The organism is Bacillus sp. FSL M8-0277, from assembly GCF_037975305.1.
In the GTDB taxonomy this organism is placed as follows: Bacteria; Bacillota; Bacilli; order Bacillales; family Bacillaceae; genus Bacillus; species Bacillus pumilus.
In genome coordinates this window covers 3,344,928-3,365,585 of the sequence record NZ_CP150255.1, presented here as the reverse complement: position 1 = coordinate 3,365,585, position 20,658 = coordinate 3,344,928, and the positions used below count along the sequence as shown (strand labels likewise).

Here is a 20,658-nt window from a genome sequence, read left to right as displayed (position 1 = left end):
TGTGTCATTGAGTCCATGACATCATTTCTTAAAACCATGGGAGTTTATTAAGTAAATGACCCAGACCAAAAGCGCTATTTTTCGATGAAATCTGTGTCGGAATATCCGAAAAATTAGTGAATATGACGTATTTCGACTTTCTTCCTGTGTATCTAATTCCCTGTTTTTGACTGAATAGAAGGAAAGTGGTGAATTTTCAGTGAATATATAACTTTGTGAAAATCAAAGGAGGGATAGGAATGAAAAAGCGTTCAGTCTTTTTGTCATTTTTATTGGTAGGTAGTTTGTTACCGGGAGTAAGTTCAGCTTCAGCACCAGTCGCGAGTGCTGGTCATGGGCATGATCATGGTCATGCGCCGTTCGAAACACATATTAGTGAGGGATTGCCAAAGGCAAACGATTTTAAAGATTTGACGAAAGCACCTCCAATTGAACGAGATGTGACAACAAAGGTATTAGATGAGTCTGGTAAGCAGGTGGGCTCTAGAACCTTTAAGGCGAATACAGGAGATTCTATTTCAACAAAGGCAAGTACAGGCAGTCAGAAGGTCACTGTCTATGCGGTTGCTGATGCGCAGTATCGTGCGAAATATAGTGACTGGCAAACACGGATTGTCAGCATCATCGAGCAAGCAGATGTCACGTTTAACCGTGATCATGATGTCGACTTTGTCGTACAAGCAGTAGGATCTTGGACGTCTTCGGGATCAAATGCAGAGCAAATTTTGTCTAACCTTGCGCGCAGCTTTGATGGCAGAGGATACGATTTTGTCACTGGATTTACAGCAAATCCAAACTTTGATGCTGGCGGAATCGCTTATGTCTACAATAGTGCACCAAGCGGAAGTGCATTCGCCGTTAACCTTGACCAAGGAACAGCGAATACAGCAAAAGCGGCTACGCATGAATACGGCCATAACTTTGGCTTACCGCACGACCCTCAAGGAAGCGGCATTGTCTGCTTAATGAATTATGATTATTCCTACACAGTCGATTTCTTCGATGCGGCTCATAAAAATCAGGTGAACCGTAACAAAGCGTGGTACAGATAAAATAAGAGAAAAAAGGACAAACATCTATGTGCTTGTCCTTTTTTTATGCTTACAGGTCGCTGATGCGTTTTCCTGCTACGGCATAGTGTTCTTTTTTCATTTCTTCAATAATGACAGAGACTTTTTCTACACCTGCGCCTGTTGTTTCAACAACAGCATCAGTGACTTTCTCCACAAGCGCTCGTTTCTGCTCGTCTGTTCTTCCTTCAAGCATTTGTACGGTGACAATCGGCAATGCGAAAACCTCCTTTTTCCTTTCATGCTACGCTTCCCTTTAGTTTAAGGGACTTCTTATAGTATACTGAATGAAGTAAATCATTGTATAGAAAGAAAGAGGGATTCATGCCTTTGAACCAATTTCTTGTGTATCCATTAGAACTCATTCCATATGTCGCCATTACGCTTGTTGTTGCATTTACGATGCACGAGCTGGCGCATGCATATGTTGCGTATCGTTTCGGCGACCCGACAGCTAAGAACCAAGGGAGACTCACATTAAATCCACTGAAGCATCTCGATGTATTTGGGACGATTTTGATCTTTGTCGCCGGGTTTGGCTGGGCGAGACCTGTACCGGTCAATCGTTACCATTTTAAAAACCCGCGCTTAGCAGGAATCTGCGTCTCGATTGCTGGCCCTTTAAGTAACTTAGTGTTGGCGTTTCTAGGCTTTTTCGTGTACGTGCTTCTTCAGAAGTTTGGCGGGGAGTCGCTCATGCGCTTTGAGCCGGGAGTTGATCATTTCTTCCGGATATTTATTAACTTGAACGTCATTTTGTTCCTATTTAACTTATTGCCACTTCCGCCGCTGGATGGGTATCGTATTATTGAGGACGTCGTCAGCCCCCGTATCCGTGCGAAAATGACGCAATTCGAACAATATGGGATCATTATTTTTCTCATATTCGTGATCACGCCGCTAGGACAATTTATTTTTGGTCCATTGATCGGAATGCGGGATCAAATCATTCAATGGTTTAATCTTATTTTGAAGCCGCTGCTTTAGGAGGTTTAATGAATGGAAGGTAAAAAGAAGAAACCAATTGGTTTTAACATCATTAAAAAAACAGATGCAACCGACGGACACGGAGGATTTGGAGCTGGTGCGCTCAGCCTAGATAACATTTCGCCGGTGATCATTGACGTAGAGGAAAAGGAAGCTGTCATTGATATTGGTGCGATGCATGCAAGAAGTGCCGTGGAAAAAGGAATTAAATTCTTGAAAAGCAAAGAAGAGGTACCGAACGGAAAGCCGTATTGGCTCGTATGGGTGACCATTGACCGCAGAGAAGAAGGTCCTTATTATGCGGGTGTGACGGCTTGCGAAATGACCGTCGACCGTTCAATCCGCCGCGGGTATAAGTCGCTTCCAGAGCATGTGAATTTCATGGATAAATCAATGAAGCGAAATATCGTCGTCAGTCATATGGATGATGTATCGAAAAAGGTGCTGGCTGATTTCTTGAAGAGTCATAATGAAGCACTATGGGAAGCATCCACAGATGAATTAAAAGAAGGATTGTCTGTCTCTGTATAATTGTGAATTTTTTGTGAAGAATGGCGAATCATTACCAATTCCAGCTGGTTTTTGAGTAAACTGGTGTTAAAGCTAGGACATGGAGAATCCCGAGATGTAAATCTCGGGGTTTTTCATGTCTTTTTTTAACGTTTCAGCCACTTTTCCCACCATTTCTTTGGTTTTTGATCTTGAACTGGATCTTGCTCAGATGATTTATCCTCAGCACCGTAGCACACACCTGTCGGCTCCGTTCCTTCTATAAAATAGGTGAATACCTTTGATTCACATCCTGGGCCTGCGAGATCGCCGGTTTTTGGATTGATATACACACCTTTTACGCCGTCTGGCGGCATGAAGGAGGAGGCTGGCTGTTTGGAGAGGGCTGATTCCATAAAGGATGCCCATATCTTTTTTGCATAGGCTGTTTCTTCGACCGAGTCAATGGTACGCCCTTTATCATAGCCTGTCCACACACCTGTGACGAGCTGGGGAGAGAAGCCGATCATCCAGCTGTCGGCTCCTGTCGTTCCCGATTTTCCTCCGTATGTTCGCGTGAGATCCTTCATAATGGTGCGGCCTGTGACACTCGTATAGCCGTTTAACTGATCATTGAACATTCCTGACATCATGTCGGTGGTGACAAAGGCTGCCTTTTCATCTAGGACTTGCTCTCGTTTTTGTTTTTCTTCAAAAAGCACGTTGCCTTTAGCATCCGTTACTTTTGTAATAAAGGTGGGTTTGACTCGTTTTCCGCCATTGACAAGCATTGCGTAAGCATTGGTCATTTCAATTGGTTTGACAGGAGACGTGCCTAGGGCAAGTGATGGCACCTGATCTAGTTTTTCGTTGATGCCAAATGTTTTGCCCGCACGTACAAGCTGTTTCATTCCTAAAAATAGATGGGTTTTCACGGCATAAATATTATCAGACAGCGCCAAGGCTTGAAGCATCGTAATGCCATCATTTGCGTAATAGCCATGGTAATTGCTTGGTGAATAAGCAGCACCGCTTCCTTGATCATCGAGCTCAAAAACCGTTTCTTCACTGCGCATGACGGTTGCTGGTGTAAACCCGTTTTGCAAGGCAATGTAATAAAGAAGAGGCTTCATTGTTGAACCGGGCTGTCTTTTCGCTTGTGTCACTCGGTTGAATGGACTTTTCTCATAATCTCTTCCCCCGATGAGGGCGAGTACATGACCTGTTTGGGGATGGATAGCAGTAAAGCCGATTTGGATATCTGATTTCGAATAGATTGTGCTTTTCAACGTCTTCTCAGCCATTTTCTGTAATTCTGGATTTAAAGTCGTTTGGATATGAAGGCCATAGGTTTCGATCTGCTCCTCAGTTAACCCCAAGCTTTGTTTCAACTCACGAATCACATCATCATAAAAATACGGAGCTTGCTTTGCTTGCAGCTGCTTCTTTTGCAAAGGGCGATAGGACAGTTTTTCTTTCGCGGCTTCAGCGGCTGCCTTTTTCGTAATCATGCCGTCCTCTTGCATGTGCCTCAGAATCATATTCTTTCTTGCGCCGGCTTTCTCTTCATTCACATAAGGGGAGTAGAGAGAAGGGCCCTTTGGGATACCGGCAAGTAAGGCAGATTCAGCGAGGGTTAAATTCTTCGCTTTTTTCCCGAAATACAGACGGGACGCCGCTTCTACGCCATAAGCTCCATGACCATAATAAATGGTGTTCAAGTATCCTTCTAAAATCTCATCTTTTGTATAGTTTTGCTCTAAGCGAATCGTGTAAAAGGCTTCATTCCATTTTCGCTTCCACGTTTTATCATGATCTAAATACAGATTTCGTGCATATTGCTGGGTGATCGTGCTTGCGCCTTGTACCTTAGCCATGGCACGAATATCAGCCACTGCAGCACCCGCCATCCGTTTCACATCAAAGCCATGATGCTCATAAAAGGTTTTATCCTCAACAGCTACAGCTGCCTGCCTGATATGAGGGGACATGTCCTTTAAGGGCACCCAATATCTCTTTTCTCCAAAGCTGGATTCTCCAAGCTTTGAACCATCGGCTGCATAAATCGTCGTAGATTGGGGAACTTGAACAGAAGGGGCGCCTTGCCATTTGGCTATTAAAAGAATCGTCAAAAAGACAGTGCCTGCAAATAGAAAAGCGAGCAAGCCAATAAAAAAACAGGCTCGAATCGTTTTCACGGTCATGCGGATTTTTTTATTACTCATGATTGTGTCCATGCAAAGCCCCCATTTTGACGGTTTTTTATCAGTATGGAACAAAGAAAACCGTTTTAAACAAATGATTGCAAGAGCGTGCATTAAAATTGAAGAGAACTCATGCGGTTCTTTACAATTTGATATGAATCCACTATACTTTTTTCTTGGACAATCGATATAGTCATAGCCGTTAAAGGCGCTAACAATAGATGTTTGTTTATTATTGGATGAGAGGAAGATGGACAATGAGCGAACTTTGGTATACAGAGAAGCAAACGAAGAATTTTGGTATTACTTTGAAGGTGAACAAAACCCTTCACACAGAACAAACAGATTTTCAGCATTTAGAAATGGTGGAAACAGAAGAGTTTGGCAATATGCTGTTTTTAGACGGTATGGTGATGACGTCTGAGAAAGATGAGTTTGTATACCACGAAATGGTGGCACATGTTCCTCTTTTCACTCATCCAAACCCGGAAAATGTTCTTGTCGTAGGTGGAGGAGACGGCGGTGTCATTCGTGAAATCCTGAAGCATCCAAGTGTGAAAAAAGCGACACTTGTTGATATTGATGGCAAAGTCATCGAATACTCGAAAAAATTTCTTCCTTCGATTGCTAGGAAACTAGACGATCCTCGTGTAGATGTCAAAGTTGGAGACGGCTTTATGCATATTGCTGAAGCTGACAATGAGTACGATGTTATCATGGTGGACTCAACTGAACCAGTTGGACCAGCTGTGAACCTGTTCTCTAAAGGATTTTACGCAGGAATTTCAAAAGCACTCAAAGAAGACGGTATTTTCGTGGCACAAACGGACAACCCTTGGTTCACACCTGAGCTGATTACAAATGTACAGCGTGATGTGAAAGAGATTTTCCCAATCACGAAGCTTTACACAGCAAATATTCCAACGTATCCAAGTGGTCTTTGGACATTTACCATCGGTTCAAAAAAATATGATCCACTTGCTGTAGAAGACAGCCGTTTCTTTGATATTGACACGAAATATTACACAAAAGAATTGCACAAAGCAGCATTCGTTCTGCCGAAATTTGTGAGCGACTTAATCAAATAAATGAAGCGAAGAGGAAATGCGCAAATAACAGTTTGCGCATTTTTTGAAGCGTAAAAGGAGGAATCTTGCATGAGATTCGACGAGGCTTATTCAGGAAAAGTGTTTATTGGAAGTCATCCGACATGGGAAGATGCAAAAGTCATTTTATACGGTATGCCGATGGATTGGACCGTCAGTTATAGACCAGGCTCACGTTTTGGTCCAAACCGTATTCGTGAAGTTTCGATTGGATTAGAAGAATACAGTCCTTATTTAGATCGTGAGCTGCACGAAGTACCATTCTTTGATGCCGGTGACATTCCGCTTCCTTTTGGAAATGCTCAGAAAAGCTTGGACTTAATTGAAGAGTATGTCGACAGCATTTTAGAAAAAGGGAAGTTTCCATTAGGAATGGGCGGCGAGCATCTTGTGTCTTGGCCGGTTTTCCGCGCGATGCATAAGAAATATCCTGATTTGGCGATTATCCATATGGACGCACATACGGATCTTCGTGAGGAATACGAGGGTGAGCCTCTGTCTCATTCTACCCCGATTCGTAAAGTAGCAGGACTCATTGGACCTGAGAATGTGTTCTCTTTTGGGATTCGTTCTGGGATGAAGGAAGAATTTGAATGGGCAAAAGAAGCGGGCATGCACATTTCTAAATTTGAAGTGCTGGAGCCGTTGAAGCAAGTATTGCCAAAGCTGAAGGGGCGTCCAGTTTATGTGACGATCGACATTGATGTACTCGACCCAGCTCATGCACCTGGTACAGGCACGGTGGATGCTGGCGGTATTACATCAAAAGAGCTGCTTGCATCCATTCATGCCATTGCAGGATCTGAGGTTCAAGTAGTCGGTGCAGACCTTGTAGAGGTAGCACCTGTATACGATCATTCCGACCAAACAGCGAATACAGCGAGCAAGCTTTTACGCGAAATGCTGCTTGGATTTGTGAAATAACACCTTGATAGAGGAGCTTGTCATCTCATGTGGACAAGCTCTTTTTTTACATGGATCAAAAAATAAAGGAGGCAGTTCATGTTTTCTTCTATATTGATGGTGCTTCTCGCCTTTTGTGTGTTAGCGGCGGGTTTTCTCACTCTGAAACGAGAGCTCGCAGCTGCGCCGCCCGTTTTTGCTTCGAAAAAGGTAGCAAAGGAAGAGATGTTGGGGTTGTTTCAAGATCGAGGCTTTTTCTATCTGACGGCCATTGCGTTATTCATGCAGGTGGTATTTAAGCGAGCACAGATCGTGCCATTTGATTTTTTTCAGGCATTTTTGGCAAGTTCAGGCGTACAAGCTCTTTTTTATTTAATCAAAAGAAAAGACATGGGCGTAAAGGCTGGATTGGTGGTATTAGTGAGTTTCCTGTTTCTTTTTTTCTAAAGGGATGGTGTAAGATCAAAAACGAAGTTTAATCGCAGTGAAGAAGAGAAATGATGGTATGATAGGCGATCATGAATATGGTATACTATTTTAGTTAAACGGGTCTTAGCAAAGGAAGTGCAAAATGACACAAAACCAAATTTCAATTCATGTAAAGTCAGTGATGAAACCAGAGACGGAGCCGGCTGAAACGATCGAATTCCGCACGACTGGAACGTATCAAGAAAAGAATGACAAAACGTATCTCACTTACCATGAAGAACATGAAATGGGTCAAGTAAAAACCGTTGTGAAAATGAGTGAAAAAGAAATTTTTGTCATGAGATCAGGGGCCATTCAAATGAAGCAGCGCTTTCTCATTGGAGAAACGACCGTCACACATTACACGATGCCATTCGGTACACTACAGCTTGATGTACACACACATGGCATTGATCTCGATGTGGACAAGGGACTGCTGCACATTACGTACGATATGCTGACAGGGGAAGATCAAAAGCATTTACATACATTATCGATTTCGTATAAGGAGGATTTACGTTCATGAATATCGCAGAACAGGTCAAAGATGCGTTAAAGGAAGAAATTATTGCGGCAGTCGTCAAAGCAGGACTTGCTGATGAAAGCCAGGTACCAGATGTCCTTTTAGAAGTGCCGAAAGATAAAACTCACGGTGATTACTCCACCAACATGGCGATGCAGCTTGCCCGCATTGCAAAAAAAGCACCTCGTCAAATCGCAGAGGACATTGTCAAAGCGTTTGATAAAGGGAAAGCTTCTATTGAAAAACTGGATATCGCAGGTCCAGGGTTCATTAATATTTATATGAACAATCAGTATTTAACAAAGCTGATCCCAGCTGTCCTTGAAGCAAAAGAGGCATATGGTGAAACGAATACAGGCGGCGGCCAAAAGGTGCAAGTTGAATTCGTCTCAGCCAACCCAACAGGTGACCTTCACCTTGGACATGCCCGCGGAGCAGCTGTAGGTGATTCTCTTTGCAACATCCTTGATAAAGCAGGGTTCGAGGTGAGCCGTGAATACTATATCAACGATGCAGGCAATCAGATCAATAACCTCGCTTTATCTGTAGAGGTACGTTACTTTGAGGCGCTCGGTCTTGAAAAAGAGATGCCTGAAGACGGCTATAGAGGAGAAGACATCAAAGGCATCGGGCAAAAGCTGGCAGATGAATTTGGTGACCGTTTCGTGCATGAGCCAGAAGAAGAGCGTATGATGTTCTTCCGTGAATACGGCTTAAAATATGAGTTAGAGAAATTACGTGTAGACCTTGAGAATTTCCGTGTCCCATTTGATGTATGGTATTCAGAAACCTCTTTATATGAAAACGGTAAAATCGAACCAGCGCTGGAAACACTTCGCGCTAAAGGCTATGTCTTTGAAGAAGACGGCGCAACGTGGCTGCGTTCAACTGATTTTGGCGATGACAAGGACCGCGTGCTCATTAAAAAAGACGGCAGCTTCACTTACTTGCTTCCAGATATCGCATATCATAAAGACAAATTAGACAGAGGCTTTGATCAGCTCATTAACATTTGGGGAGCGGACCATCACGGCTATATCCCTCGAATGAAAGCGGCGATTCAAGCACTTGGATATCCTGCTGGCAAGCTTGAAGTAGAAATCATTCAGCTCGTTCACCTATACAAAAACGGTGAAAAGATGAAGATGAGTAAACGTACAGGAAAAGCCGTCACCATGCGTGATCTGATTGAAGAAGTAGGCCTAGATGCCACTCGTTATTTCTTCGCGATGAGAAGTGCGGCGACACATATGGACTTTGACCTAGACTTAGCGATTTCTACGTCTAACGAAAACCCTGTGTACTACGCACAATATGCCCATGCGAGAATTTGCAGCATGCTGCGTCAAGGGGAAGAAAAAGGCTACGAGCCAAACCTTGAAAAAGCAGATTTCTCTCACATTCAATCGGAAAAAGAATACGATCTTCTCAAAATCATTGGTAGCTTCCCAGAAGTTGTAGCAGAAGCAGCTGAAAAGCGTATTCCGCACCGCGTGACGAACTATATTTATGACCTTGCATCAGCCCTTCACAGCTTCTACAATGCCGAGAAGGTCATTGATGTAGAAAACGAAACAAAAACAACAGCACGTCTTTCACTCATGAAAGCAACACAAATTACGCTGGCGAATGCATTAAAACTCATTGGCGTATCGGCACCGGAAAAGATGTAAGAACACGAAGAAACCCGCTCGGAACGAGAGTGGGTTTCTTCGTGTTTTTCATCAATCAGCTTTTAGATCACTTTTATTTCTCTGAAAAATCTCAATTTCATAATCCTCTAATGCTTGTTTAGGAAGTTTCTTTTCTAAGACAGATTGCAAACTTGCCATATCTTTTGAAGTATCGATGCCGATGGAAATTGTGGGATCTGTCTTGATAATTTGATAGTTAAACAATGCATGCTCTTCCCATAATGAGTCCAATACGTGGATGACCTTTTCATCTAATTCCTCTTCAGAAAGGGTGAGAGTTTTTGAAGTGAAGCTTAATCCAACAATACAAAGGGTAATAAAAAGCAAACCAATCAAACGTTTTATCATTATATCTCCTTCATATAGTTAATATATTCCTTTAATAGATCATAACATCCAATTGGATTTGTAGAAACAAGTTCATAAAAGGTCTTTTGAATTGATGATAATCAAACAAGGTTCCTTATAGTTATTTAAATTGATTCCATTCAGAATCTGTTAAATAAAAACATCCGCTATCTACTAGAGACAGCGGATGTTGAACATTACCCAAGCGTATTAATAATGTTAGAAATAGAATCGAATAATTGACTAAGTACATCAGAAAACATAGAGTGCATCCTCCCTTCGGTAAGCATGTAGTATGTGTGCGTTAATTAGAATTATCCAAGTGTATTAATAATGTTAGAGATAGAATCGAATAATTGGTTAAGTACATCAGAGAACATGTTTTTGCCTCCTCTCTTTTCTTTTTACATCTACTTAACGAAGGGGATGGAGGGTTGGATCACTTTTTCTAAAAAATTTTTAAAAAAGTTGGTGGCATAGAAAAAAGCACCACATATTCGGGTGCTTTTTGGCTTTTATTAGTTATGAATGAATACGCAGCTTCACGTCTCCATTTTCACACGCTAGCTGAACGTTTCCGCCAATCGGTAAGGTGAAGACCGGCTGTGTATGTCCGATATCGACATCGTAGAACACTGGAATGTGTTTGAGCATTGGGTGCTTATCTAGGATAAATCTCAAATGTTCCTCTGTCATCTTGGATTTCTTCTGAAAGCGTCCGATGATCAGCCCTTTAATGGATTCTGCATGCTGTAAGAGGGATGTGAGGTCTCTGGCGAACATTTCAGGGAAAACCAAATCATCATCCTCCACAAATAAGATGGCATCCTTAATATGAGGCATAAACGATGTCCCTTGCAGTAAGTTCAGTGTACAAAGGTTACCGCCATACAAGGTACCTTCGGCTGTTCCCTTTTGATATATTCCCCATTTCGTCGGATGAAACTGTCTGTTCGCTTGATCAAGATACCACGCATCATCACTCCACTTTGTCGAAGGATTCACATTAAAAGACTCACTACCATTCATCAAGCAGGCTTGAAACATAGCGGTCTGCTCCTCTTGTCCCTGTTCCATTTGAAAGCTGGAGAAATGGGGTCCAGAGTATGTCACCATCTCACATTTGGCAGTAATAGCACTTGCGAGTGCGGTAATATCACTGTAGCCGCAAAGAACTTTTGGGTGCTGACGAATCAAGTCGTAATCAATATAAGGCAAGAGCTCATTGCAATTGAAGCCTCCGATTGCTGTCAAAATACCGTCAACTTCATCATCCATGAACGCCTCATGCAGATCAGACAAGCGGTGCTCAATAGATGAAGAGGAGTGAAGGTCACATTCAAACGTGTGCTGTCCAAAGGAGACAGTGAAGCCTAACATCTCTAAACGCTTTTTTGCTTGAGCGATTCCTTCTTTTGATAAAATGCTGGCACTTCGGCTTGGGGCAATGACACGAAGATGACTGCCTTTTTTTAAAGGAGGTGGTGTATGCATAAACAAATCTTCCTTTCCATCACATATTTATCCATTATATCGGATCAAATGGTCCAAGTCTGTAAAAGCTAGAAGAAAGAAGTGGACCGTGCGTTTCATACAAGCTGTGCAAAGGGTATGGAAGAGAAAAGACAGAAACGAATGAGGGCGAAGAATGTGAAAAAGAGGAGACTGGAATTTTTATTTTTATATTTTATGATATTCGGGGCATATGTGGTGTATTGGTGGCCGGTTCCAGCGTGGAGTGTTCAGCTGTACGCAGCAGTTTATCTCGCCATTATTTTATTTAGTATCATCTCGCTTATGCTAGAGAACCGTACATCACAGCACACACTCTTATGGATGTATGTGCTAATCTTTTTCCCAATCATTGGCTATATGTTTTATTTGTTCTCGGGACAGCTCTATGTGAAAGGTCATTTATTCAAATCAAAGAGAATGTACAACCGTGAAAAACTACGCAGAATATCTGAGCTTGAGAGCAAGCCGGATGAATCAAGTCTAACCGAAAATCAGCGGACTTTTTTTCATTACACAGAAAAAGCAACAGGCATGCATGTGAACACAAATAGTGATATGGACATTTTAAAAAATGGGGAGGAGACGTTTCCCCGTATTTTTGAAGAATTAAAAAAGGCAAAATCGTTCATCCATATAGAATACTACATGTTCAAATCGGATTTCCTCGGGCACCGGATGATGGAGATTTTGATAGAAAAAGTGAAAGAAGGGGTAGAGGTTCGCTTCATCTATGATGCGGCTGGCAGCATTCGCTTCTCCCGAAAAGATATTAAACGCTTGAAGCAGGCAGGAGTCAAGGTCGCTCCTTTTCTGCCTTTAAAATATGGTTTCTTTAATCAAAAAATCAATTTCCGCAATCACCGAAAAATCGTGATCATTGATGGGAAGACAGGATTTGTCGGCGGGTTAAATGTCGGAAAAGAATATGTCGGACGTGATGAAAATATCGGTTTTTGGCGTGATACGCATACGATGTTAAAGGGTGAGGCTGTCCAAACCCTTCACTCTGTGTTTATGCTCGACTGGGAGTATGTTTCAGATGAAGTATTAATTGATGATCCGAAATATCATACTCCGCATCCTGTGACGGGAGAGGATGTCATTCAGGTTGTACCAACTGGACCCGATATGAAAGAAAGTATGAGTGATTTATATGATGCACTCATCTCAAATGCGAAACAATTTGTCTGGATTGCGACACCTTATTTTGTCCCAAATGAATCCCTTCGTACGGCATTGAAAATTGCTGCGACAAGAGGGGTGGATGTCCGGGTGATGGTTCCGGAGATCAATGATGGCTTTCTCACACAATACGCCACACGGTCCTATTTTTCTGAGCTCCTAAAAGAGGGCATCAAGGTGTATCACTACCAAAAGGGCTTCATGCATCAAAAAGTGATGATTGCAGATGGAGAACTTGCCTCTGTCGGTACCGCAAATGTGGATATGAGAAGCTTTCAGCTCAATTTTGAGGTCAATGTCTTTACGGCCGCGAAAAAGCCCATTGAGCAGCTGATGGCACATTATGAAGAAGATATGAAAGAATGTGAGCAAATGGGACCTGTTCATTTTTATAAAAGAGGCTTAAAAGAGCGATTAAAGGAATCATTTGCTCGGTTGTTTTCTGGCGTTCTATGAGGATTTCTAGTCAAAGAAATCATTTCCTAATCTAGTATTTTGAAGAGGATTCCTCTATAATTGAAAATGATTATCAATTATAGAGGAAATGAGGTTCTTTTACATATGTTAAAACGCTTTTTCGCCTATTACAGGCCCTATCGAGGTCTGTTCTTTTTAGATTTCTTTTGCGCTGTCGCCGTTGGATTGATGGAACTGGGTTTCCCGCTTATCGTGAACTACTTCATTGATACATTGTTGCCAACAGGGAACTGGACAGTCATTGTCTGGACGGCACTTGCGCTGTTTGTCATTTATGCCCTCAGCTCGGTTATGCAATTTATTGTGTCGTATTGGGGGCATATGCTTGGCATCAATATTGAAACAGATATGAGGAAAAAGCTGTTTGATCACTTTCAGCGACTATCCTTTAAATTCTTTGACAACAACAAAACGGGGAAGCTCATGTCACGGATGACAAACGACCTCATGTACATTGGAGAAGTGGCGCATCACGGTCCTGAAGATTTGTTTATAGCGATTATGACGATTCTTGGTGCCTTTGCAGTCATGCTGATGATTAACTGGCAGCTGGCCATTTTAACCTTCCTCATCATGCCTGTCATCATTTGGCTCGCCCTACATTTTAATAAAAAGATGACGAAGGCGATTACACAGCTCAACAATGACATTGGAGACTTTCATGCGAGGGTTGAAAACAATATTGGGGGCATTCGTCTTGTTCAAGCCTTTGCCAATGAACATTTCGAGAAAAAGCGTTTTGCGGAAAACAACAACCGTTTTCGTAAGGCGAAGCTTCTTTCTTATAAAATTATGTCGGTCAATGGATCGATTAGCTATATTCTCACACGTCTTGTGACACTGTTTGTCCTTCTCGCAGGTACATGGTTTGTCCTGCAAGGTCAATTAACGGCAGGTGGCTTTATCGCATTTGTTCTGATCACAAATGTTTTATTTAGACCGATTGATAAAATCAACACGGTCATTGAAATGTATCCGAAAGGCATTGCGGGCTTTAAAAGCTATGTCGATTTGCTAGACACAGAGCCGGATGTGAAGGATACAGAGGGAGCACGTGATGTACACGGATTGAAAGGTGAAATTGAATATCGAAACGTAACATTTGGCTACGATGAACACAGTCATGTGTTAAAGAATATCGATTTAAAGATCAAACAAGGAGAGACGGTTGCGTTTGTCGGCCCTTCAGGAGCGGGGAAATCAACAATTTGCAGTCTGCTGCCTCGTTTTTATGATGTGGATGAAGGGGAGATCACGATTGATGGTATAAGCACAAAGTCGATGACATTGTCTTCTTTAAGGCAGCAGATCGGTATTGTGCAGCAGGATGTCTTTTTATTCTCAGGCACCATTCGTGAAAACATTGCGTACGGGAACTTAGAAGCCAGCGATGCAGAGATTTGGGAGGCTGTAAGAAGTGCGCATTTAGAGGAACTCGTTCAGCGTTTCCCAGAAGGGTTAAATACCGTGATAGGTGAGCGCGGCGTCAAACTGTCAGGCGGTCAAAAGCAGCGTCTATCAATTGCACGGATGTTCCTGAAAAACCCGTCCATTCTCATTCTAGATGAAGCCACATCAGCACTTGATACAGAAACAGAAAAAGCCATACAGGATGCACTGAGCGAACTAGCTGTCGGCAGGACGACACTCGTCATTGCCCACCGCCTTGCAACAATTAAACACGCCGATCGTATCATTGTCGTGACAGAGGAAGGTATTGAAGAACAAGGCCGCCACCAAGATTTAATTCAAATGGGCGGCGTATATAGCAGACTGCACGAAGCGCAGTTTGGTCATTAAAAAGAAAGATAAAGCCCTTTTGATAAGGGTCTTTTTTTGTTAGGATAGAAAAAACTCGTGTAGGAAGGATCTGATGGAATGAAGGGGCTTCGGCGATTACAAAAAGGCGATAAGATCGGTATTTTTTCACCTTCAAGTCCTGCATCAGCGACCTCGCCTCTTAGGTATGAGCGGGCGAAGGAGTGGCTTGAGCAAAAAGGATTCATTGTGGTACCAGGATCATTAACAGGGAAAGAGGATCACTACCGTTCAGGTACAATTCAAGAACGAGCCAATGAGTTGAATGAGCTAATGGCTCGAGAGGACTTGGCGTGCGTCATGTCAATGATTGGCGGGACAAATTCAAATAGTTTGCTGCCTTATCTTGATTTTGAGCTGCTGAAACAACATCCGAAAATCATGATCGGTTATTCAGATGCGACAGCGATTCTTTTAGCCGCTTACGAAAAAACGGGACTGCCTGTATTCTACGGACCGGCGCTTGTTCCATCTTTTGGGGAGTTTGAACCGTTCGTTGCTTATACATATCAGTCGTTCGAAGACATCCTGATGCAGCCTCAATCCATTCCTTATCAGATCAAAAAACCACCCTTTTGGACGGATGAACGAATCAATTGGGAAGAAAAGACACGTGATAAAGGGCAGCGTCCGAACGATTGGCTGTGCGTCATAGAAGGACAGGTAGAAGGCAGGTTGATTGGCGGAAACCTGAATGCAATGTACGGCATATGGGGCAGTGAATTCATGCCAGCGATCGAAATAGGAGACATTCTCCTCATTGAAGATTGCATGAAAACCGCTTCAGTTGTAGAAAAAAACTTCTCTTTATTGAAAGTAAATGGAGTGTTTGAGCGGGTATCAGGGATTCTTTTGGGGAAACATGAGCTGTTTGATGATGAGGGAACGGGCAAAGAACCTTACAAGATTTTACTTGAGGTGCTTGGAGAGACAAAGAAACCGCTCATCGCAGATTTTGACTGTGCCCATACACACCCGATGCTTACGATGCCAATTGGGGCACAAGTGAAAATGGATGCAGCTTCAAAACAAGTGTGGTTAACGAAAGAGTGGATATAACAAAAGAGCGGCCTGATGGCTGCTCTTTTTTATGAAACCTTCTCTTTTTCAAATGGCTGCAAGAGATCTTGCGCTTTTTTTCCCTCTACGACAATTAAGTAGTCAGATTCTAAATGAGTGAGCCTGAAGGTTTCAAGCTCTACGATGTTCTTGATGTTACACATTGTTTTTTTAGAATACACATATAGACGATGTTGAGCCTGGTGGCATTTTTCATAAAGAGAAATAAGCTTATGTAAATTTAATGCTTTCGCAGCGATTTGGATTGAATAGATCTGAGACATCTTCATATCCTCCTGTTGATTACTTTCTCACAATAGCTTTGTTACCCCTGTTTGCACAGAGATAAACCTTTCTCTATGATTTCCACTCAATGGTTCCTCCGCCGGTTCGCTTGTTGCCTCTTATCGCAGATAGTTCTTCGACGAGTCTAAGAAGGGCCTGATCCTTTGACTTCGCCTCAATCATAAAATCTACATCACGCCCATACGGTTTTAATGCATGAAAAAGCGGTAAGACAAAGGACATATCTACACCATCTGCATGACTGCGTATGGCTTTTTCTGATTTCGGTGAGGATAAATGGATTTTAGGCGGAATGCCAGTGCTCGTCCAAGTGTCGAACATTCTTGGCAGGATGTCTTCAAGCACGGCATCATCATCTTTATTGGCCACGTGATGATGGTAATCAAAAACAAAGGGAATACCGTGCTTTTCACATACACCAAGGGTTTCTAACGACGTATACGTTTTGTCATCATTCTCAAGCGTCATTCTTGCCTTGATATGCGCCGAAAGCTGTTTGATATTGTCATCAAAACGTTGAAGCGCCGATTCTTTATCACCGTACGCACCGCCCACATGAATGTTCATATAGCCTTCCTTTTCGAGCTTCATCGCCTCAAGCATTTGATAATGGTACGTCATATCAATCACGGCATTTTCTGTGATTGAAGGCTTGGGGCTAGTAAACAAGGTGAATTGATTGGGGTGAAAGCTCACACGCAGTTCATGCCGTTTCACCAACTCGCCAATTTCAAGAAACTCCTTTTGAAAAGGTGTCACAAAGTCCCAGCGTACCTCGGGATGGGTCGCAAGCGGGACGATCGAACTCGAAAAACGGTAAAGCGGGATATCATGAGCAATGGCGAAATAAAGCGTTCTTAATGTATTCACGAGATTGGCCTTTGTTGTTCGTAATAACGCCTCTTTTCCTTCTTCCTTTGAGAGCTTGCTGTATCTTGCAAAGGTCAGCGACTTGGCAGGAGAAGCCTCCCACAAGGTGACGGCATTGGATACATAACCGAATCGATAACGCATAGGTCATCTCCTTTATAAAAAATAAGAGAACATGGCGGCAACCCATTCCAGCGGACGTGACAGAAGCGGAAGCTGTGCCAATTTCTCTTCTGTCATAAGCTCAGACACTTCTATGTGCTCGCGAATCTTTTCCTCTACGTGGGCAGTAAAGTCGGTATCATCAATGGCGACGTCTACTTCCTCGTTTAAAAACAAGCTGCGTTTATCAAAGTTTGCCGTACTGATCATACAGCGTCTCTGGTCAATTAGAATGGCTTTCGCATGATAAAATCCTTTATAAAAACGATAAACAAGGCAGCCGGAGGCAATGAGGTCCTTCAAATAATGAAATCCAGCCTCTTTGACGAGTGGATGATCTGCTTTCATTGGGATGATGATTTCAACCGTGACGCCTCGATTTCGTGCATCAAGCAGTGCACTCAGAAGAGGAGCAGATGGAATAAAGTAAGGTGTACAGATGATGATCTGTTTCCTCGCCTGCTGAATATCTTTGAGGAACAAAGCTTCTAAAGAAAAACCAGCAGTCGCGCGTGTTGTGCATTGTAGTGTTCCCGGTTCCAAAGCAGGAAAAACCTCATATTGCAGCTGATGAATACCAGATGTCCGGTATAAATCATTCAAAAACACATGCTGGAGATCTGCGACAACTTGCCCCGTCATGCGCAAATGATAATCCTTCCAAATGCCAAACCGACCCTTTTTCCCAACATATTCATCGCCAATATTAAACCCGCCAATATAGCCAATCTTTCCATCAATCACTGTGATTTTACGATGATTTCTCATGTTTAACCGATAAATCAAAAAAGGGAAACGAGGCTTATTTAAAAAGTAAAATTGGATGCCGCTTTTCTCCAGCATGTCAATGGACTTTTGATCAAACGAATAAGACCCTAATCGATCGGTCAGTAAAAAGACTGAAACCCCTTGTTCCGCTTTTGTTTTCAAAGCTTGTAACACCCTTTGACCAATCTTGTCGTTCTTTACAATAAAGAACATCATATGAATAGAAGAAGAAGCGTGCTGAATATCGGTGAGCAGCTGATCAAAGAGTGGTTCGCCATCATGATAAAAGGCGGCATCACCGCTTGTTTGATCAAAAGATCGTTCAAAAGCGCGGGTAGAAAAATATTTCTTTCCCATATAAAGGTCTAACAATATGAGACAAACGATGACAATGAGTACGAGTAGGATGATCAATGCGATCATGTTGCTTCCTCCTTTTTGGCATATTTCAATAGTGTACCCAAACGTGTAAAAAATATTGACTGAATACTCATTCATTATTTATGATAGAGGTACAACATAGAAACGGAACAAAGTGGGTTTTGGGGAATGAAAGGGGGAGCAAGATGAATAGCCTTTTAATCATGAACATGATCGCATTTGCGGCGGTGACCGCTTACGCTGTGTATTTGTTTATTTATCTCATTCGAACACGAGCAGCGTACATTCGTCTTGGCAAAAAAGAAGAGTTCCAACAAGACATGAAAAAACGCTTAGAGCGTGTTTGGGTCAATGTATTTGGGCAAAAGAAGCTGTTAAAGGACAAGAAGAGCGGCATCATTCATGTGCTGTTTTTCTACGGATTTATCCTTGTACAGTTCGGAGCCCTTGATTTTATTATGAAGGGACTCGTTCCAGATAGCGGACTCCCTTTAGGTCCGCTTTACGGTGTCTTTACCTTTTTCCAAGAGGTAGTCACACTTCTCATTTTAGTAGCTGTTGTTTGGGCGTTCCATAGAAGGTATGTGGAGAAGCTTGTCCGTTTAAAGCGTGGCTTTAAATCCGGTCTAGTGCTTTTATTTATTGGCGGCTTGATGCTGACCGTTTTACTTGGGAACGGGATGAATATCATCTGGCATGGACACTCTTTATCACCAACTGAGCCAATCGCATCCAGTGTTGCTTTCTTGCTGGGCGGTATTTCACCTCTTGCGGCAACAGTCGTTTTTTATGTCGCATGGTGGGTGCATCTCCTGATTTTGCTGACATTCTTAGTGTATGTCCCGCAGTCAAAGCATGCTCACCTCATTGCAGGGCCGGTGAATGTATTTGCCAGTAGATTAGACCCGCCAGGCAAGCTGCAAAAAATTGATTTTGAAGATGAGACACAAGAGACCTTCGGTGTGGGAAAAATTGAAGACTTCCGTCAGTCACAGCTGATCGACCTTTACGCCTGTGTGGAATGCGGGCGCTGCACAAATATGTGCCCAGCAACAGGTACAGGGAAAATGCTGTCTCCTATGGATTTGATTTTAAGGTTAAGAGATCATTTAACCAATAAAGGGGCCGCCATTACATCGAAGACGCCTTGGGTTCCGCAGCTTGCCTTCAGGCAGACAACAGGAAATCAGCTGGCGCTTCAGGCGAGAGGAGCAGGTGCAGAGGAATCGGCTGCCAGCTCGATGTATCATCCTTCTCTTATTGGTGAAGTCATTACAGAGGAAGAAATTTGGGCATGTACGACGTGCCGAAACTGTGAAGACCAATGCCCTGTCATGAATGAACACGTCGACAAGATTATTGATATGCGCAGATATCTTGTGCTGACCGAAGGGAAAATGGATGCAGATGCACAGCGTGCCATGACAAGTATAGAGCGCCAAGGGAACCCGTGGGGATTGAACCGGAAAGAAAGAGAAAATTGGCGTGAACTGAGAGAAGATGTGCACGTGCCGACAGTAAAAGAGCTGAAAAAAGCAGATCAAACCTTCGATTATTTATTCTGGGTTGGTTCAATGGGAGCATATGACAATCGAAGCCAAAAGATTGCGCTTGCCTTTGCAAAGCTTCTCAACGAAGCAGGAGTCTCCTTTGCCATTCTAGGAAATAAGGAGAAAAACTCTGGCGATACACCAAGAAGGCTTGGAAACGAATTTTTATTCCAAGAGCTTGCTGCGAAAAACATTGAAGAATTCCAGAAAAACGGTGTCACAAAGATCGTTACGGTTGATCCGCACGCCTATAATTTATTTAAAAATGAGTATCCAGACTTCGGGCTTGAGGCAGAAGTGTACCATCATACAGAATTACTGGCAGAGCTAGTGAAAGAAGGGAAGCTAACGCCTGTACATGAAGTGAATGAGGTCATCACCTTCCACGACTCTTGCTACCTAGGCAGATATAACGAAGTGTATGATCCACCGAGAGACATTTTAAAAGCCATCCCTGGTGTGACGCTGAGAGAAATGGAACGTCATCGTGAAACTGGTATGTGCTGCGGTGCAGGCGGGGGCTTAATGTGGATGGAAGAAGAGACAGGTACCCGAATTAACACTGCCCGAACGGAGCAGGCGTTACAGGTGCAGCCGTCCATCATTAGCTCAGGGTGTCCTTATTGCTTAACGATGCTGGGAGATGGCACGAAGGCAAAGGAAGTAGAGGATCAGGTAGGTACATTTGATGTCGCAGAGCTTCTTGAAAAATCAGTGTTTGGCGAGGCTGGAAAGCAGGTTTCGTAAACAAAACAGGCCGATGAATAGAATGTTCATC

The 20,658-nt window shown here is 42.9% G+C and carries 19 protein-coding genes; 12 read left to right on the top strand and 7 right to left on the bottom strand.

From position 1 onward, the window contains the following. The first annotated feature begins 239 nt into the window (after positions 1–239). Positions 240–1,052: a zinc-dependent metalloprotease gene (locus MKZ05_RS17055; RefSeq protein WP_050944464.1), complete on the top strand. Its 813-nt coding sequence runs from the start codon at positions 240–242 to the stop codon at positions 1,050–1,052. Positions 1,053–1,101: 49 nt separating this feature from the next. On the opposite strand, the gene MKZ05_RS17050 is transcribed toward MKZ05_RS17055, so the two are convergent. Further along, entirely contained in the window at positions 1,102–1,287 is a 186-nt protein-coding gene (locus tag MKZ05_RS17050) for a 2-hydroxymuconate tautomerase (protein WP_050944463.1), read from the bottom strand. Between the two features lie 107 nt (positions 1,288–1,394). On the opposite strand from MKZ05_RS17050, the gene MKZ05_RS17045 reads away from it, so the two are divergent. Continuing rightward, the gene (locus tag MKZ05_RS17045; protein ID WP_226804304.1) at positions 1,395–2,057 is read left to right on the top strand and encodes a site-2 protease family protein; all 663 of its coding nucleotides are present in this window, start codon (positions 1,395–1,397) and stop codon (positions 2,055–2,057) included. Positions 2,058–2,069: 12 nt separating this feature from the next. After that, positions 2,070–2,588, top strand: coding sequence for a YwhD family protein (locus MKZ05_RS17040; RefSeq protein WP_050944462.1), 519 nt, complete (start codon positions 2,070–2,072; stop codon positions 2,586–2,588). 125 nt (positions 2,589–2,713) lie between these two features. Here MKZ05_RS17040 and MKZ05_RS17035 read toward each other — a convergent pair whose 3' ends face one another. Beyond that, positions 2,714–4,783, bottom strand: coding sequence for a transglycosylase domain-containing protein (locus tag MKZ05_RS17035; protein ID WP_339160642.1), 2,070 nt, complete (start codon positions 4,781–4,783; stop codon positions 2,714–2,716). Between the two features lie 224 nt (positions 4,784–5,007). Between MKZ05_RS17035 and speE the strand changes: the two genes are divergently transcribed. The 5 genes from speE to argS all read left to right on the top strand — a co-directional run bounded on the left by speE (position 5,008) and on the right by argS (position 9,423). Next, complete coding sequence (gene speE / locus MKZ05_RS17030) at positions 5,008–5,838, top strand: spermidine synthase (protein WP_339160639.1); 831 nt, start codon at positions 5,008–5,010, stop codon at positions 5,836–5,838. A gap of 69 nt (positions 5,839–5,907) precedes the next feature. Next, on the top strand, positions 5,908–6,780 hold the full coding sequence (speB, locus tag MKZ05_RS17025) for an agmatinase (protein ID WP_003214818.1): 873 nt from the start codon (positions 5,908–5,910) through the stop codon (positions 6,778–6,780). Between the two features lie 78 nt (positions 6,781–6,858). Then, entirely contained in the window at positions 6,859–7,206 is a 348-nt protein-coding gene (locus MKZ05_RS17020; protein WP_050944460.1) for a hypothetical protein, read from the top strand. 124 nt (positions 7,207–7,330) lie between these two features. Beyond that, positions 7,331–7,753, top strand: a complete 423-nt coding sequence (locus MKZ05_RS17015; protein ID WP_003215400.1) for a DUF1934 family protein — start codon at positions 7,331–7,333, stop codon at positions 7,751–7,753. Beyond that, positions 7,750–9,423, top strand: coding sequence for an arginine--tRNA ligase (gene argS / locus MKZ05_RS17010; protein WP_050944459.1), 1,674 nt, complete (start codon positions 7,750–7,752; stop codon positions 9,421–9,423). The genes MKZ05_RS17015 and argS overlap by 4 nt, the downstream gene beginning before the upstream one ends. A gap of 51 nt (positions 9,424–9,474) precedes the next feature. Here argS and MKZ05_RS17005 read toward each other — a convergent pair whose 3' ends face one another. Together MKZ05_RS17005 and MKZ05_RS17000 are read right to left on the bottom strand one after the other, a co-directional pair. Then, positions 9,475–9,792: a hypothetical protein gene (locus MKZ05_RS17005; RefSeq protein ID WP_106066072.1), complete on the bottom strand. Its 318-nt coding sequence runs from the start codon at positions 9,790–9,792 to the stop codon at positions 9,475–9,477. A gap of 522 nt (positions 9,793–10,314) precedes the next feature. Continuing rightward, on the bottom strand, positions 10,315–11,286 hold the full coding sequence (locus MKZ05_RS17000; protein ID WP_339160637.1) for a S66 peptidase family protein: 972 nt from the start codon (positions 11,284–11,286) through the stop codon (positions 10,315–10,317). Between the two features lie 156 nt (positions 11,287–11,442). On the opposite strand from MKZ05_RS17000, the gene cls (MKZ05_RS16995) reads away from it, so the two are divergent. The 3 genes from cls (MKZ05_RS16995) to MKZ05_RS16985 all read left to right on the top strand — a co-directional run bounded on the left by cls (MKZ05_RS16995) (position 11,443) and on the right by MKZ05_RS16985 (position 15,843). Further along, positions 11,443–12,945 (top strand): cardiolipin synthase, encoded by a 1,503-nt coding sequence (gene cls / locus MKZ05_RS16995; RefSeq protein ID WP_284907440.1) that lies wholly within the window; start codon positions 11,443–11,445, stop codon positions 12,943–12,945. A gap of 105 nt (positions 12,946–13,050) precedes the next feature. Then, positions 13,051–14,766 (top strand): ABC transporter ATP-binding protein, encoded by a 1,716-nt coding sequence (locus tag MKZ05_RS16990; protein ID WP_050944708.1) that lies wholly within the window; start codon positions 13,051–13,053, stop codon positions 14,764–14,766. 78 nt (positions 14,767–14,844) lie between these two features. Continuing rightward, positions 14,845–15,843: a S66 peptidase family protein gene (locus MKZ05_RS16985; RefSeq protein WP_339160636.1), complete on the top strand. Its 999-nt coding sequence runs from the start codon at positions 14,845–14,847 to the stop codon at positions 15,841–15,843. Between the two features lie 29 nt (positions 15,844–15,872). Here MKZ05_RS16985 and MKZ05_RS16980 read toward each other — a convergent pair whose 3' ends face one another. The 3 genes from MKZ05_RS16980 to cls (MKZ05_RS16970) all read right to left on the bottom strand — a co-directional run bounded on the left by MKZ05_RS16980 (position 15,873) and on the right by cls (MKZ05_RS16970) (position 18,372). Continuing rightward, positions 15,873–16,127, bottom strand: a complete 255-nt coding sequence (locus MKZ05_RS16980) for a hypothetical protein (protein ID WP_003215306.1) — start codon at positions 16,125–16,127, stop codon at positions 15,873–15,875. Positions 16,128–16,200: 73 nt separating this feature from the next. Further along, entirely contained in the window at positions 16,201–17,163 is a 963-nt protein-coding gene (gene uvsE, locus MKZ05_RS16975) for a UV DNA damage repair endonuclease UvsE (RefSeq protein WP_339160634.1), read from the bottom strand. Positions 17,164–17,175: 12 nt separating this feature from the next. Continuing rightward, on the bottom strand, positions 17,176–18,372 hold the full coding sequence (gene cls / locus MKZ05_RS16970) for a cardiolipin synthase (RefSeq protein ID WP_339160631.1): 1,197 nt from the start codon (positions 18,370–18,372) through the stop codon (positions 17,176–17,178). A gap of 143 nt (positions 18,373–18,515) precedes the next feature. Between cls (MKZ05_RS16970) and MKZ05_RS16965 the strand changes: the two genes are divergently transcribed. Next, positions 18,516–20,627: a heterodisulfide reductase-related iron-sulfur binding cluster gene (locus tag MKZ05_RS16965; protein ID WP_268459168.1), complete on the top strand. Its 2,112-nt coding sequence runs from the start codon at positions 18,516–18,518 to the stop codon at positions 20,625–20,627. Positions 20,628–20,658: the final 31 nt, after the last annotated feature.